We start from the raw sequence: 14,024 nt of genomic DNA, 5'->3' as shown, positions 1-14,024 counted from the left end.
TATTTCGCTGTTGCCGAATCCGCCTCCCCACTCGGGAGCCTGGCCTGTGCGCGGGCGACCCCACGATTGACGATGAATCGGCAGCTGTCCGGAGACTGGCAGCTCTGGGAGCATCCGGCGGAACCCGCCATCGAAGCCGATGACTTTGCCGTTGCTCTCGCCGAGGAAACCGGCAAGCCTGCGCTTGTCGGATTCGTAATGGACAGTGATTGCGTGGTGATCGAGGCCGCTGACGTCGCGCACGGGAACTGGACAGCTTGCCTGAGCCCCGAAGCAATGGGGCGCTATCTGGCTGAAGACGGGCAACGGCTGGAGGACTGGATGCTGGCGCCGGAACAGGCTGCGGCACACACTGCCGAGTGGGCCCGCTTGGCGGGGCGTGCGGTGGCGACGGCCCCGCTGGTGGAGCTCTTCCAACGCGAGGCCGATCCGTTCGCAGAGGATCTGTTCTTCACCTTGCTGGAAAGCTTGAACCTCGTCCGCCAGTGAGCCCCCTTTGGGGGGTCATGCACACCACCCCCGTTCCCGCGGTGGACATCGCAGCAGTCGAGGTGGGCGAACGCGGCGGTCTTCAACCGGCGGATCTCGTCGCGGTGGTGGGCCCGGATGCGCTAAAGGCAGGTAGGTGCCGTGGCCGTGCCGGGTGTGCAGGGCGTCCGCCGTGATCACGGCATGGGTGAGGTCGACGCCGTGCAACAGCGGGGCGAACGAAGGGATTTCGTCGCTGCTCGCTGGGGAGTCACCCCACGGCAGCACGACCGAGGACGGCTACTACGGCTACAACACCCACACCGACGTCGAGACCCTCACGGACAAATACGGCGACACGAAGGCGACGTACGGCTACACCGCCTACGGCAAGGACGACGCGTCCGAGTTCACAGGCATCGACAAGCCTGACGCGGCCGATCCGACGAAGGAGGCGTACAACCCGTACCGCTACAACGCCAAGCGCTGGGACGCCCAGTCCGGTACGTACGACATGCGCTTCCGCGACTACAACCCGGGCCTGAACCGCTTCACCACCCGGGACATGTACAACGGCGCCCTGTCCGACATGGGCCTCGGAGCCGACCCCTTCACCGGTAACCGGTACGCGTTCGGCAGCGGCAATCCCATCAGCAACGTCGAGATCAGAGAGACCATGGACAGAGTTGACGAGATCATCTCCGTCACTCGCTGGGAGGCGTCACGGCGGGATGTGGACTGGGATGACATCGAGGAGCAATTCGGGACGCAACTCCCGGCGGACTACAAGAAGCTCTGTGAGGCGTTTCGTCACGGCGCTTTCAGTGGGTACCTGGAGTTGCTGCCCCCGAATGCCGTCGACTCCTACGGGCTGCTGGGGCGATGGAAGTCGCAACGGCGGCGCCGCGAGAGCGGTCAGCCGAGCACGCTCTTCGACCCCTACGACGTGTTCGACGCCGGCGGCAGCGGACTCATCCTCTGGGGGAACTCCCTCACGGAGGACCAGTACTACTGGCTCGCCGACGCTTCAGCACGCCCCGAGCAATGGCCGATCGTGGCCCGAACCGATCCGTTGGAGGACTGGCACCGTTTCGACATCTCGACCACGGAATTCATCTACCGCGTCCTGACAGATCGCGACTTCCGCCCGTTCTCCGTTGCGGGAAAGGTGGAGCGTCCGATCTTCGAGACGTACGAATGATGTAGCGGGCGGCGGAATCTCTGCCGCCCAACGGGTGAGGCTCCGCTCCGGTTGGTCCGGGGGGGGCCTCACCTTCCGTGCAGGAGGGGCGTGCACAGAAAATCCCGTGGCGGCGGCCCGCACCGACTGCGAGTCGACGACGGCCGCGGTCGGCTCCGGGTCACGGCCCGGGTCCTCACGGACCAGGCCGCGCAGCCGCGGCCCCGTCACCAATGCGCGGACAGTCGAGACGAAGGCCGTATGAAGACCCTTCTGACGCCGGACGCGACACCCTGGCGGTGACCACCGCGCACAGCGGCGAGGGCGGTACCGGCCCGCGCCGCGGCCGGCCTGCTCGCCCTACGTCCTGCGGGCTCGTCGACGCCGCGCGCCGCGAGGGCGACCCGGTAGGAGCACCACCAGTCGGGTTTGGTGAGCGGGGCGCGTGAGCGGTGAAAAGGTTGTACGCCGTCTGTGACTTTTCCATGTGACGATTGCCATGCCCATGACTTGTGATGTTCAAGAGACGGCATCCGCTTGGTCAAGCGGGGGAATCGGTTCGGGCTTCCCCCGCCGCCGAGCGAAGGGATGGGGGCCATGGCCAGGGGGAACGAACGTGTGGTGAGTGCCGGTGAGATGAGGCGGTACGCCGCGGGCTTCGTCGCGCGTGTCACCGCTCGCCACCGGCTGCCGCTCGACTACTCCGTGGCCAGTCTGCGGGTCGTCGACTTCCTCATCGACGGGCTGCGCAAGGGCGGCGCCGATTGGGACAGGGCGCGGGACGCGCTCTTCGGGGTCGGAGCGTACGTCGGTGAGGTGCTCGTGCGCCGCGCGGGGGCGGTGTGGGTGGACTTCGACGCCGATCAGCGTGCCTACTTCGGGCAGCCGGTCGGCGTGCGCATGCCGGACGGACGGATCTGGAACCCGCTCGGCAAGGTCGGCAACCGCTTCGAGGCGGGCGGACCCGAGGAGTCCCTACAGCGCTTCTATCTGAGGTTGCACGGGAGGGCGCCTGGAGGGCGGGCGGTGGTCACGGGAGCTTGTGCAGCGAGCGGCGACCGCAACTGACCGGCGAATCCGACGGTCCGACGGTCGACGGCTCTGTGGCGGCACTCGTACGCGCAGGGCAGTGCCCCGGCGCCGGTGAGGGCGGCCGGGGCACTGTCACGTCGGACCACCTCGCCACTACGGCAGCGCCAGCATCCGCTCCAGCGCCAGCTTCGCGAACGCCTCCGTCTCCTTGTCCACCTCGATGCGGTTGACCAGGTTGCCCTCGGCCAGGGACTCCAGGGCCCACACCAGGTGGGGGAGGTCGATGCGGTTCATCGTGGAGCAGAAGCAGACCGTCTTGTCGAGGAAGACGATCTCCTTGTCCTCCGGCGCGAAACGGTTCGCCAGGCGACGGACCAGGTTCAGCTCCGTGCCGATGGCCCACTTCGAGCCCGCCGGGGCCGCTTCCAGCGCCTTGATGATGTACTCGGTCGAACCCACGTAGTCCGCCGCCGTCACCACCTCGTGCCTGCACTCGGGGTGCACCAGCACGTTCACGCCGGGGATCCGCTCCCGCACGTCGTTCACCGAGTCCAGGTTGAAGCGACCGTGCACCGAGCAGTGGCCCCGCCAGAGGATCATCTTCGCGGCGCGCAGCTGCTCGGCCGTCAGGCCGCCGTTCGGCCTGTGCGGGTTGTAGACGACGCAGTCGTCCAGCGACATGCCCATGTCGCGCACCGCGGTGTTGCGGCCCAGGTGCTGGTCCGGCAGGAACAAAACCTTCTCACCCTGCTGGAACGCCCACTCGAGCGCCCGCTTCGCGTTCGACGACGTGCAGATCGTGCCGCCGTGCTTGCCCGTGAACGCCTTGATGTCCGCGGACGAGTTCATGTACGACACCGGCACGACCTGCTCGGCGATCCCCGCCTCGGTCAGCACGTCCCAGCACTCGGCGACCTGCTCGGCCGTCGCCATGTCGGCCATGGAGCAGCCGGCCGCGAGGTCGGGCAGCACCACCTTCTGGTGGTCGGACGTCAGGATGTCCGCCGACTCCGCCATGAAGTGCACACCGCAGAAGACGATGTACTCGGCCTCCGGCCGCGCCGCGGCGTCCCGGGCCAGCTTGAAGGAGTCGCCTGTGACGTCCGCGAACTGGATGACCTCGTCGCGCTGGTAGTGGTGCCCGAGCACGAACACCTTGTCGCCCAGCTTCTCCTTGGCCGCGCGGGCGCGCTCGACCAGGTCCGGGTCGGACGGGGAGGGAAGCTCGCCGGGACACTCGACGCCCCGTTCGCTCTTCGGGTCGGCCTCACGGCCGAGCAGCAGGAGGGCGAGGGGCGTCGGCTGTACGTCGAGCTCCTGGGTCTGGGCGGTGGTCACGGCACGCACCCTTTCTGTTCTGCGGCTCGCCGGCCCTGGTGAGGGCCGGCGGGACATGCTGGACACGCCTTTTCGTCGAATTGACGCTATCTATCATAACCGCTTCACGTCACTTTGACGATGGCGATAGCGTCGATGTGACGTGAATCCCGGTCCGCCCACGGCCGTCCCTCCACAGGCCGGTATGCGTGTTCCGGCGGGTATGCGAGCATGAGGAAGAAGCGAGACGCGAAAAGACGCGCGCGGGCCCGGAATGAAACCGCGGCCACGCCGGTTGCACTCGTCGGCAAGCAGTCTCCGTACAACCCGGGAGAGATGTAGATGTCCGTACAGGACGAGACCACCACCGTCACCGACGGCATCATCCTGACCGACGCCGCCGCGGCCAAGGTCAAGGCCCTGCTCGACCAGGAAGGCCGTGACGACCTGGCGCTGCGCGTCGCGGTCCAGCCCGGCGGCTGCTCCGGCCTGCGCTACCAGCTCTTCTTCGACGAGCGCTCGCTCGACGGCGACGTGGAGAAGGACTTCGGCGGGGTCAAGGTCGTCACCGACCGCATGAGCGCCCCGTACCTGGGCGGCGCGACCATCGACTTCGTCGACACCATCGAGAAGCAGGGCTTCACCATCGACAACCCGAACGCGACGGGCTCCTGCGCCTGCGGCGACTCCTTCAGCTGAGCAGCGCCCACCGGCAGGCGTGTGAAGGCGGCGTCCCCCACCGGGGGCGCCGCCTTCGTCCGTCCGTGGAGCCTCCTACCGCGCGAGCGGAGGCCCCGCCCCGTCGGCGGGCACCGTCCCCTTCGGGATCGGCGCGCCGTCCGAGCCGACCACCTGGCGGTCGCCCAGCGGCGCCTTGAGGTGCAGCGTCTCGTGGTAGACCTTGGCGATCATGATGCAGACCTTGCCCCGCCAGGGCGTCTCGGTCACGGTCACCGTCACCTTGTCCGAGCCCTCGCTCACGGACGCCGCGTAGTCGGCGCACACCCCGCCCTCGTAGGCGATCGTGAGGTCCCGGCCGGCGGCGGTGTAGCCCATCACCTTCACGTCATGCTTCGTGGGCGCCGGGGACGGCGTCCCGCCCGGAGCGCTCGTGCCCGGGGACGGCGTCCGGCTCGGCTGCCCCGGCGGCTGCGGAGTGGTCAGATACTGCGGGTCGATCGCCGGATACGTCACCGTGAGGCCGTCCCCGGCCCCGGTCGGCCGTACCTCGAACAGCCACGACGGCACCAGCACCGCCCGGCCGTTCACGGAGTGCCGGGCCAGCCCGAACACCGCGCCCTGCACCGTGGCCGACGCCCGCTCCGGCGCCGCGGTGGACGCCCCGCAGGGCTTCTCGTCCCGCTCCTTCACCGGTACCGGACTGGCGCACCCGCCGACGCCCTTGCGGCCGTACGACGGCGCGCCGTTCATCAGCTCCAGCGTCCGTTTCGCGTCGAGCACGGGATACGCCGCTCCCTTGACCGGCGCCTTCAGATTGCCGCTACCGCCCACCACGCGGCCGTCCGCGGCCACCTGGACACCGGTCGACCAGCCGTGCGTGGGCAGCCCGCCGACCTCCGGATCGGCGTTCACCACCCGCAGGGAGCCGAGGACCTGGTGCGCGTCGAGCTTGGCGTCGTCCTGGCCGAGCGCCTTCAGTACCGGAGCGGCGGCCCGTTTCGCCACGGCCTCGCTCACCGCGGCGGAGGAGCCCTCGGCGGAGCCCTGCGCAAAGGCGCACACCTTGGTGCCCCGGCACAGGTTGTCGGACCCGGGCCCGTACCGGCTGAACGTCCACATCCCCGGTGCCTGCGCAGCCACCCGCAGCAGCGGCTGCGCCCCGTCCTTGCCGCCGCCCACCGTCCAGGAGTCACCGGCCCGCCGCGGCGTGCCGCTCACGTCCAGCGCCTTGGCGAGCCGGGCCACCTCGTCCCGCGTCACCTCGCCCTTCGCCCAGTACACGGGCGCCGACCCGGGGCCGGCGGGGAGCTTGCCCGCCGCGCGGTACGTCGTGCCGTACGGGTTCGGCTCGCCCACCGCGATGCCCGGCGAGCCGACCCCGCCACGGCCGTCGAGGGCCAGCGCCGGGGGAGCGCCGTCACCGCCCGGTGCCGAGGAGCCTCCCGCCCCGCCGGACAGGGCCGTGGCCAGATACGCCCCGCCGCCCCCCACCAGCAGGACCGCGGCCGCGACCGACGCGACCACCACCGGGGAACGCCGTCGCGGCACGGCGCAGCCCCCCTCCTCGGGGACGTCCGCCGTCTCGCTCACGTCGTCGGGTCGCTCGGTGTTCACCGCATCGCTCCTTCGGCTCCACGCTGTCCCAGGAGACCCCGCCGTGCCGGAACAGGGGCACGGAAGGTCGTATCCCGCCTCCCTCTTACGGGGGACGGCGATGGGACGCGGCGGGGGAGCGCACGGTTCCCTCGCGGGTGCGCCGGTCGGCCGGTACGGGGACTGATCCGCGGCCGGCCGCGGATCAGTCCCCGTAGTCGGACATCGCGTCCAGGAGGCGGGCAGAGGCGGGCGGCACGCTGACCCCGTGGATCAGGGACGGTGAGACCGGCACGGGAGCGGCCTTCTCGGGCGCGGCCCAGTGCGGGACCATGCGGGCACAGTCGCCTCGCAGCGACGCCAGGTCTCCTTCCGGTTCCGTGCCGAGCGGGGCGGTGCCGAGGACCTCGAGCTTCGTCATGGCCGCACCGTAGGCAGGCCCGAGCCCACCGGGAAAGATCTACCATCGGGTAGTTTTGCCTGCTTCAGAGGGCCCGGTGGACCGGGTAGCGTGAACTGTCCATCCCCTCCGCCCCAGGAGCGTGTCCTAGCCGTGCGTATCGCAGTCACCGGCTCCATCGCCACCGACCACCTCATGACCTTCCCCGGCCGCTTCGCCGACCAGTTCGTCGCGGACCAGCTGCACACGGTCTCCCTCTCCTTCCTGGTCGACCGCCTCGACGTACGCCGCGGCGGGGTGGGCGCGAACATCGCCTTCGGTATGGGGCAGCTCGGCACCAAGCCGATCCTGGTCGGCGCGGCCGGCTCCGACTTCGACGAGTACCGCGCATGGCTGGACCGACACGGAGTGGACACGGACTCCGTGCGGATCTCGGAGACCCAGCACACGGCCCGCTTCGTGTGCACCACCGACGCCGACCACAACCAGATCGGCTCCTTCTACACCGGCGCGATGAGCGAGGCCCGGCTCATCGAGCTCAAGACGGTCGCCGACCGGGTGGGCGGCCTCGACCTGGTCCTCATCGGCGCCGACGACCCGGAGGCGATGCTGCGCCACACGGAGGAGTGCCGCTCCCGGTCCATCCCGTTCGCCGCGGACTTCTCGCAGCAGATCGCCCGCATGGACGGCGACGAGATCCGGATACTGCTGGACGGGGCGACGTACCTCTTCTCCAACGAGTACGAGAAGGGGCTCATCGAGACCAAGACGGGCTGGTCGGACGCCGAGATCCTGGGCCGGGTGGGCCACCGGGTGACCACGCTCGGCTCCCGCGGCGTGCGCATCGAGCGCGTCGGTGAGGACCCGATCGAGGTCGGAGTGCCCGAGGAGACGGCGAAGGTGGACCCCACCGGGGTCGGCGACGCCTTCCGGGCCGGGTTCCTCTCGGGGCTGGTGTGGGGGGTCACGCTGGAGCGGGCGGCCCAGGTGGGCTGCATGCTGGCGACCCTGGTCATCGAGACGCTGGGCACGCAGGAGTACCAGCTGCGGCGGGCGCACTTCATGGAACGCTTCACCAAGGCGTACGGCGACGAGCCCGCCGCGGAGGTCCAGGAACACCTGGCCTGAGGCCCCGGCGGGGCCACACCGCGTTGCTAGGAGAGCCGGCGGACCACGTACGCCGACCCCCGTTCCGCCGGCTCCTCTCCCACGTACTCCTGTCCCCGCATCTCGCACCACGCCGGGATGTCCAGGCGCGCCGCCTCGTCGTCCGCCAGGACGCGGACCGTGCCGCCGACCGGGACGTCCCCGAAGACCTTCGCCAGCTCGATCACCGGGATCGGGCAGCGCTTGCCGAGGGCGTCGACGACCACGGCGTCCTTTGGCCCGGCGGTCCGCGGGGAGGGCGCCCCCAGCTTCTCCCGGACCCCCGCCACCGCCTCCGGCAGCACCGCGAGGAACCGTTCGACGTCCTGCGCCGGCGTTCCCGGCGGCAGCGACACGCGCACGTTGCCCTCGCTCAACACCCCCATCGCCTTCAGCACATGGCTGGGCGTCAGCGTGCTGCTCGTACAGGACGAACCGGACGAGACGGAGAAGCCCGCGCGGTCGAGCTCGTGCAGCAGCGTCTCCCCGTCGACATAGAGACAGGAGAAGGTGACGATCCCGGGCAGCCGGCGCACCGGATCGCCCACCACCTCCACATCGGGGACCAGCTCCGGCACCCGCGCCCGGATCCGCTCCGTCAGCTCCCGCAGTCGAGGGGCCTCCTCGGCCGCCTCCACCCGTACCGCCCGCAGCGAGGCCGCGGCCGCCACGATCGCCGGGATGTTCTCGAACCCGGCCGCCCGCCCCGACTCCCGCTCGTCCGAGGGCCCTCGGGGCGCGAACCGCACCCCCTTGCGCACCGCGAGAAGCCCGACGCCCGACGGTCCGCCCCATTTGTGCGCACTGGCCGTCAGCACCGACCAGTCGCCCTCCACCGGACCCCAGCCCAGCGACTGCGCCGCGTCCACCAGCAGCGGCACCCCGGCCGCCCGGCACACCTCGGCCACCCCGGCCACCGGCTGCACCGTGCCCACCTCGTGGTTGGCCGACTGCAGGCAGGCCAGCGCGGTGTCCGGACGCAACGCCTCCGCGTACTGCTCGGGGGTGACTGCGCCCGCGCGCGAGACCGGCACCTGTGTCACCGTCCCGCCCGACGCCTCGAACACCTCCGCCGAATGAAGCACCGAGGAATGTTCGACCGCTGACACGATCAGGTGGCGTCCGACCCGGCGGCGGCCCGCCAGCACCCCCTCGATCCCCGCGTGCACCGCCCGCGTCCCGGAGGAGGTGAAGACCAGCTCGTCCGGACGGCAGCCCACCGCATCGGCGGCCGCCTCCCGCGCCGCGTCCAGCAGCAACCGCGCCCGCCGCCCCTCTCGGTACAGCCGGGCGGGATCGGCCCACCCCTCATCGATCGAGGCCAGCAGAGCCTGCCGGGCAACGGGGTGAAGGGGAGCACCGGAAGCAGCGTCGAAGTAGCCCACAGGGCAACGCTAAACGCCCGTAGGGGCGCGAGGAACCGCTCGACAAGTTACAAACCGCCCGTACTCGCCACACAAGCCGCAGTCCCGGGCTATTAGGCGTCCCGGCGACACCCGCGGCGCGTACGGCACCCTCCCCGCAACCCGCCGGAAGGCGTCCAGTAGGGTTTGGTCCGCATAAACATCCAAACCCCTGCCCGACGCAGGGCGGCGACCGACCAGCGAGAAGGCCGCAGCCAACCGCGCGGGCGAGACTCTCGGGAAGGCGCTACGTGAGTCCCAACGGCTCCGACCGCTCGCCGCGGCGCCCGATGCGGCGGAAGCTGCTGCAGGCACTGACCGCGGGCCTGGTCCTGGCGACCGCAACCGGTTGCACATACAAGGACTTCCCCCGCCTTGGTATGCCCACCCCGACCACGGAAGAGGCTCCGCGGATCCTCTCCCTGTGGCAGGGGTCCTGGGCGGCCGCGCTCGCCGTCGGCGTGCTGGTGTGGGGCTTGATCCTGTGGAGCGCGATGTTCCACCGTCGCAGCCGCACCAAGGTCGAGGTTCCCCAGCAGACCCGGTACAACATGCCGATCGAGGCGCTGTACACGGTCGTCCCGCTCATCATCGTCTCGGTGCTCTTCTACTTCACCGCCCGCGACGAGTCGAAGCTCCTCAGCCTCTCCAAGAAGCCCGACGTCACCGTGAACGTCATCGGCTACCAGTGGAGCTGGGGCTTCAACTACATCACCCCCGTGGACGGGGTGACGGGCGACGCGAAGACCGACAAGAACCTGGTCGCGATTCCGGACCGGTTCAAGAACGACTTCCCGGCGAACGCCGGCGGTGTCTACGACTTCGGCACGCCCGCCACGCGGAACCCGCAGACGGGCAACCCCGGTCCCACCCTGTGGCTCCCCAAGGGCAAGACCGTCCGCTTCATCCTCACCTCGCGCGACGTCATCCACTCCTTCTGGGTGCTGCCGTTCCTGATGAAGCAGGACGTCATCCCGGGCCACACCAACGCCTTCGAGGTGACCCCCAACCAGGAGGGCACCTTCCGGGGCAAGTGCGCCGAGCTCTGCGGCGTCGACCACTCCCGGATGCTGTTCAACGTGAAGGTCGTCTCGCCCGCAGCGTACGAGCAGCACCTCAAGGACCTCGCGAAGAAGGGGCAGACCGGTTACATTCCCGCCGGCATCGCGCAGACGAGCCACGAGAAGAACCGGGAGACGAACAACCTGTGAGCATCCTCAACGAACCCCAGGGTGCCGCGGCAGCAGAGTCCTACGAGAACGAGCTGCCGGTACGGCGCAGGCGACCCGGTAACGTCGTCATCAAGTGGCTGACGACCACCGACCACAAGACGATCGGCACGCTGTATCTGACGACGTCGTTCGCGTTCTTCCTGATCGGCGGCGTGATGGCGCTGCTCATGCGCGCCGAGCTGGCCCGTCCGGGCCTGCAGATCATGTCGAACGAGCAGTTCAACCAGGCGTTCACGATGCACGGCACGATCATGCTGCTGATGTTCGCGACGCCGCTGTTCGCCGGCTTCGCGAACTGGATCATGCCGCTGCAGATCGGCGCGCCCGACGTGGCGTTCCCGCGGCTGAACATGTTCGCCTACTGGCTCTACCTGTTCGGCTCGCTCATCGCGGTCGGCGGCTTCCTCACCCCGGAGGGCGCGGCCGACTTCGGCTGGTTCGCCTACAGCCCGCTGTCGGACGCGGTCCGCTCGCCGGGCGTCGGCGCCGACATGTGGATCATGGGCCTGGCCTTCTCCGGCTTCGGCACGATCCTCGGCTCGGTCAACTTCATCACCACGATCATCTGCATGCGCGCCCCCGGCATGACGATGTTCCGCATGCCGATCTTCGTGTGGAACGTGCTGCTGACCGGTGTGCTCGTGCTGCTGGCCTTCCCGGTCCTGGCGGCCGCGCTGTTCGCCCTGGAGGCGGACCGCAAGTTCGGCGCCCACGTCTTCGACGCGGCCAACGGCGGCGCATTGCTGTGGCAACACCTCTTCTGGTTCTTCGGCCATCCAGAGGTGTACATCATCGCGCTACCGTTCTTCGGCATCATTTCCGAGGTCATCCCGGTCTTCAGCCGTAAGCCGATGTTCGGCTACATGGGCCTCATCGGCGCCACCATCGCCATCGCCGGTCTGTCCGTGACGGTGTGGGCGCACCACATGTACGTCACCGGTGGCGTGCTGCTCCCGTTCTTCTCCTTCATGACGTTCCTCATCGCCGTACCCACCGGCGTGAAGTTCTTCAACTGGATCGGAACGATGTGGAAGGGCTCGCTGTCCTTCGAGACGCCGATGCTCTGGGCGACCGGCTTCCTGATCACCTTCACGTTCGGTGGTCTGACCGGTGTCATCCTGGCCTCGCCGCCGATGGACTTCCACATCTCGGACTCGTACTTCGTGGTGGCGCACTTCCACTACGTGGTCTTCGGCACCGTCGTCTTCGCGATGTTCTCCGGCTTCCACTTCTGGTGGCCGAAGTTCACCGGCAAGATGCTCGACGAGCGCCTCGGCAAGATCACGTTCTGGACGCTGTTCATCGGCTTCCACGGCACGTTCCTGGTGCAGCACTGGCTGGGCGCCGAGGGCATGCCGCGTCGTTACGCGGACTACCTCGCCGCCGACGGCTTCACCGCCCTGAACACGATCTCGACGATCTCCTCCTTCCTGCTCGGCCTGTCGATCCTGCCGTTCCTCTACAACGTGTGGAAGACGGCCAAGTACGGCAAGCCGGTCGGCGTCGACGACCCGTGGGGCTACGGCCGTTCGCTGGAGTGGGCGACCTCCTGCCCGCCGCCGCGGCACAACTTCCTCACGCTGCCGCGGATCCGCTCCGAATCGCCCGCCTTCGACCTGCACCACCCGGAGATCGCCGCGCTCGAGCAGCTCGAGTACGCGGGTGCCGGCAGCAAGGGCATCGCTGGTGGCAAGGAGGCCGGCAAGTGAAGATCCAGGGCAAGATGTTCCTGTGGCTGTCCGTCTTCATCCTCGTCATGGCCATCATCTACGGCCTGTGGTCGAAGGAGCCGGCCGGCACCACCGCGCTCTTCCTGGCCTTCGGCCTGAGCGTGATGATCGGCTACTACCTGGCCTTCACGGCCCGGCGGGTCGACGCGGGAGCGCAGGACGACAAGGAGGCCGACGTCGCCGACGACGCCGGTGAGATCGGCTTCTTCAGCCCGCACAGCTGGCAGCCGCTCGCCCTCGGCGTCGGTGGAGCGTTCGCCTTCCTGGCGATCGCGATCGGCTGGTGGCTGCTGTACTTCTCGGCCCCGTTGGTCCTGGTGGGCCTGTGGGGCTGGGTCTTCGAGTACTACCGCGGCGAGAACCGCACCCAGTAACACGCGCCGAGCGCGACGGGAGCCCGGACACACCGCCTGGAGTGTCCGGGCTCCCTCTTTTGCCACGTCTCACGTCCCCCACACGGATTGCCCGGCGCGCCATGCTTGACGGACGTTCCTAGCGTGAGGGCATGAGCCACACAGCGTTCTTGAGGAACGGCACGGTCGTCGGCTGCACCCTGCTGGTGATCGCCCTCGGTGCGGGTCTCGTCGCCTGCGGCGGGGACGGGGACCCGGCGGCGAAGCCCTACGACGCGGCGGACGACATCGCCTTCAACGCCCCGGTCGGCGACGGCAAGCAGGTCGACCCGGACAAACCACTGGAGATCACCGCCTCGGGTTCGGACGCGCGCATCACGGACGTCACCGCCACCGACTCCCGAGGACGCTACGTCGCCGGTGAACTCTCCGCCGACGGCACCCGCTGGCACAGCACCTCACCGCTGGCCGCGGGCACCCACTACACGGTGCAGGTCAGCACGGAGGACGAGGACGGCAACCCGGGCCGCAAGACCCTGGAGTTCGACACCGGCACCCCGAAAACCAGCAAGGTCCTGAACGTCACCTTCGGCCCGGACTCCGGGACCTACGGCATCGGCCAGCCCGTCACGGCCACCCTCAGCCAGCCCGTCAAGGACAGGGCGCAGCGGGCCATCGTCGAGCGTGCCCTCAGGGTGGACTCGGTGCCCGCCGTGGAGGGCTCCTGGTACTGGGTGGACGACAAGACGCTGCACTACCGCCCCAAGGACTACTGGCCCGTCCACGCCACCGTCACGGCCTACAGCAACCTCGCCGGGGTGAAGATCGCCGAACGCCTCTGGGGCGGCGACACCAAGCCCGTGAAGCTGACCACGGGGGACAGCGTCATCGCCGTCACGGACTCCGCGTCACACCGGATGACCGTCTACAAGAACGGCCAGGTGATCAAGCAGATCCCCGTCACCACCGGCAAGCCCGGCTACGAGACCCGCAACGGCGTCAAGGTGATCCTGAACAAGAGCTACGTCGTACGGATGCGCGGAACCACCATCGGCATCTCGGCCGGCTCCAGCGACTCCTACGACCTGAACGTCTACTGGGCGGCCCGGGTCACCTGGAGCGGCGAGTACGTGCACGCCGCACCCTGGTCCGTGGGCTCCCAGGGGTACGCCAACGTCAGCCACGGCTGCACGGGGATGAGCACCTCGTACGCCCAGTGGTTCTACAACACGGTCCGGCAGGGCGACATCGTCCAGGTCGTCAACTCGGGCGGCAAACAAATGGAACCGTTCGGCAACGGCTTCGGCGACTGGAACGTGGACTGGGAGAAGTGGCAGAAGGGCAGCGCCCTGACCCCCGACACCTCGAACCCCGCGATGACGGCACGACTGAGCCCGGAGAGCGTCTGAGCGCCCCTGAAAAGGGGCGCGAGGCTGTGTCGATATGCGCCTCCGCCGCGGGGCGCGAACAACCACAGAGCACCGGCAGT

General features: G+C 69.2%; 12 protein-coding genes and 1 pseudogene. 9 read left to right on the top strand and 4 right to left on the bottom strand.

What is annotated here, in order from left to right; genetic code table 11:
* The first annotated feature begins 72 nt into the window (after positions 1–72).
* From ACIRC0_RS13920 to ACIRC0_RS13910, 3 genes and pseudogenes are all read left to right on the top strand, one after another.
* Entirely contained in the window at positions 73–489 is a 417-nt protein-coding gene (locus tag ACIRC0_RS13920) for a hypothetical protein (RefSeq protein ID WP_403615533.1), read from the top strand.
* A gap of 265 nt (positions 490–754) precedes the next feature.
* Positions 755–1,135, top strand: a pseudogene (locus ACIRC0_RS13915) (RHS repeat-associated core domain-containing protein); the annotation flags it as partial.
* Positions 1,136–2,245: 1,110 nt separating this feature from the next.
* Entirely contained in the window at positions 2,246–2,716 is a 471-nt protein-coding gene (locus ACIRC0_RS13910) for a hypothetical protein (RefSeq protein ID WP_403615530.1), read from the top strand.
* Positions 2,717–2,833: 117 nt separating this feature from the next.
* Here the strand turns inward: ACIRC0_RS13910 and nadA are convergent, their stop codons facing one another.
* Positions 2,834–4,018 (bottom strand): quinolinate synthase NadA, encoded by a 1,185-nt coding sequence (gene nadA / locus ACIRC0_RS13905; RefSeq protein WP_403615528.1) that lies wholly within the window; start codon positions 4,016–4,018, stop codon positions 2,834–2,836.
* A gap of 321 nt (positions 4,019–4,339) precedes the next feature.
* Here nadA and ACIRC0_RS13900 point away from each other — a divergent pair, with 321 nt between their 5' ends.
* Positions 4,340–4,696 (top strand): iron-sulfur cluster assembly accessory protein, encoded by a 357-nt coding sequence (locus ACIRC0_RS13900; RefSeq protein ID WP_055491910.1) that lies wholly within the window; start codon positions 4,340–4,342, stop codon positions 4,694–4,696.
* Between the two features lie 75 nt (positions 4,697–4,771).
* Here ACIRC0_RS13900 and ACIRC0_RS13895 read toward each other — a convergent pair whose 3' ends face one another.
* Both ACIRC0_RS13895 and ACIRC0_RS13890 read right to left on the bottom strand, forming a co-directional pair.
* Positions 4,772–6,292: a hypothetical protein gene (locus ACIRC0_RS13895; protein ID WP_403615525.1), complete on the bottom strand. Its 1,521-nt coding sequence runs from the start codon at positions 6,290–6,292 to the stop codon at positions 4,772–4,774.
* 184 nt (positions 6,293–6,476) lie between these two features.
* Complete coding sequence (locus ACIRC0_RS13890) at positions 6,477–6,692, bottom strand: hypothetical protein (protein WP_366028574.1); 216 nt, start codon at positions 6,690–6,692, stop codon at positions 6,477–6,479.
* A 132-nt stretch (positions 6,693–6,824) separates the two neighbouring features.
* Between ACIRC0_RS13890 and ACIRC0_RS13885 the strand changes: the two genes are divergently transcribed.
* Positions 6,825–7,799 (top strand): carbohydrate kinase family protein, encoded by a 975-nt coding sequence (locus tag ACIRC0_RS13885; protein ID WP_403615522.1) that lies wholly within the window; start codon positions 6,825–6,827, stop codon positions 7,797–7,799.
* Positions 7,800–7,825: 26 nt separating this feature from the next.
* Here the strand turns inward: ACIRC0_RS13885 and ACIRC0_RS13880 are convergent, their stop codons facing one another.
* Complete coding sequence (locus tag ACIRC0_RS13880; RefSeq protein WP_403615520.1) at positions 7,826–9,202, bottom strand: cysteine desulfurase/sulfurtransferase TusA family protein; 1,377 nt, start codon at positions 9,200–9,202, stop codon at positions 7,826–7,828.
* A 269-nt stretch (positions 9,203–9,471) separates the two neighbouring features.
* Between ACIRC0_RS13880 and coxB the strand changes: the two genes are divergently transcribed.
* The 4 genes from coxB to ACIRC0_RS13860 all read left to right on the top strand — a co-directional run bounded on the left by coxB (position 9,472) and on the right by ACIRC0_RS13860 (position 13,944).
* Positions 9,472–10,431, top strand: coding sequence for a cytochrome c oxidase subunit II (coxB, locus tag ACIRC0_RS13875; protein WP_103843106.1), 960 nt, complete (start codon positions 9,472–9,474; stop codon positions 10,429–10,431).
* On the top strand, positions 10,428–12,161 hold the full coding sequence (gene ctaD / locus ACIRC0_RS13870) for a cytochrome c oxidase subunit I (RefSeq protein WP_403615516.1): 1,734 nt from the start codon (positions 10,428–10,430) through the stop codon (positions 12,159–12,161). The genes coxB and ctaD overlap by 4 nt, the downstream gene beginning before the upstream one ends.
* Positions 12,158–12,556, top strand: a complete 399-nt coding sequence (locus ACIRC0_RS13865; protein ID WP_403615513.1) for a cytochrome c oxidase subunit 4 — start codon at positions 12,158–12,160, stop codon at positions 12,554–12,556. The genes ctaD and ACIRC0_RS13865 overlap by 4 nt, the downstream gene beginning before the upstream one ends.
* A 131-nt stretch (positions 12,557–12,687) precedes the next feature.
* A complete protein-coding gene (locus ACIRC0_RS13860; protein ID WP_403615511.1) occupies positions 12,688–13,944 on the top strand; it encodes an Ig-like domain-containing protein in 1,257 nt (418 codons plus the stop codon).
* Positions 13,945–14,024: the final 80 nt, after the last annotated feature.

Origin of the sequence: Streptomyces sp. NPDC093984 (assembly GCF_044764595.1) — a bacterium.
Classification (GTDB): Bacteria; Actinomycetota; Actinomycetes; order Streptomycetales; family Streptomycetaceae; genus Streptomyces; species Streptomyces cynarae.
The sequence above is the reverse complement of the archived record's forward strand: the minus strand, read 5'-3'. Positions and strand labels throughout refer to the sequence as shown.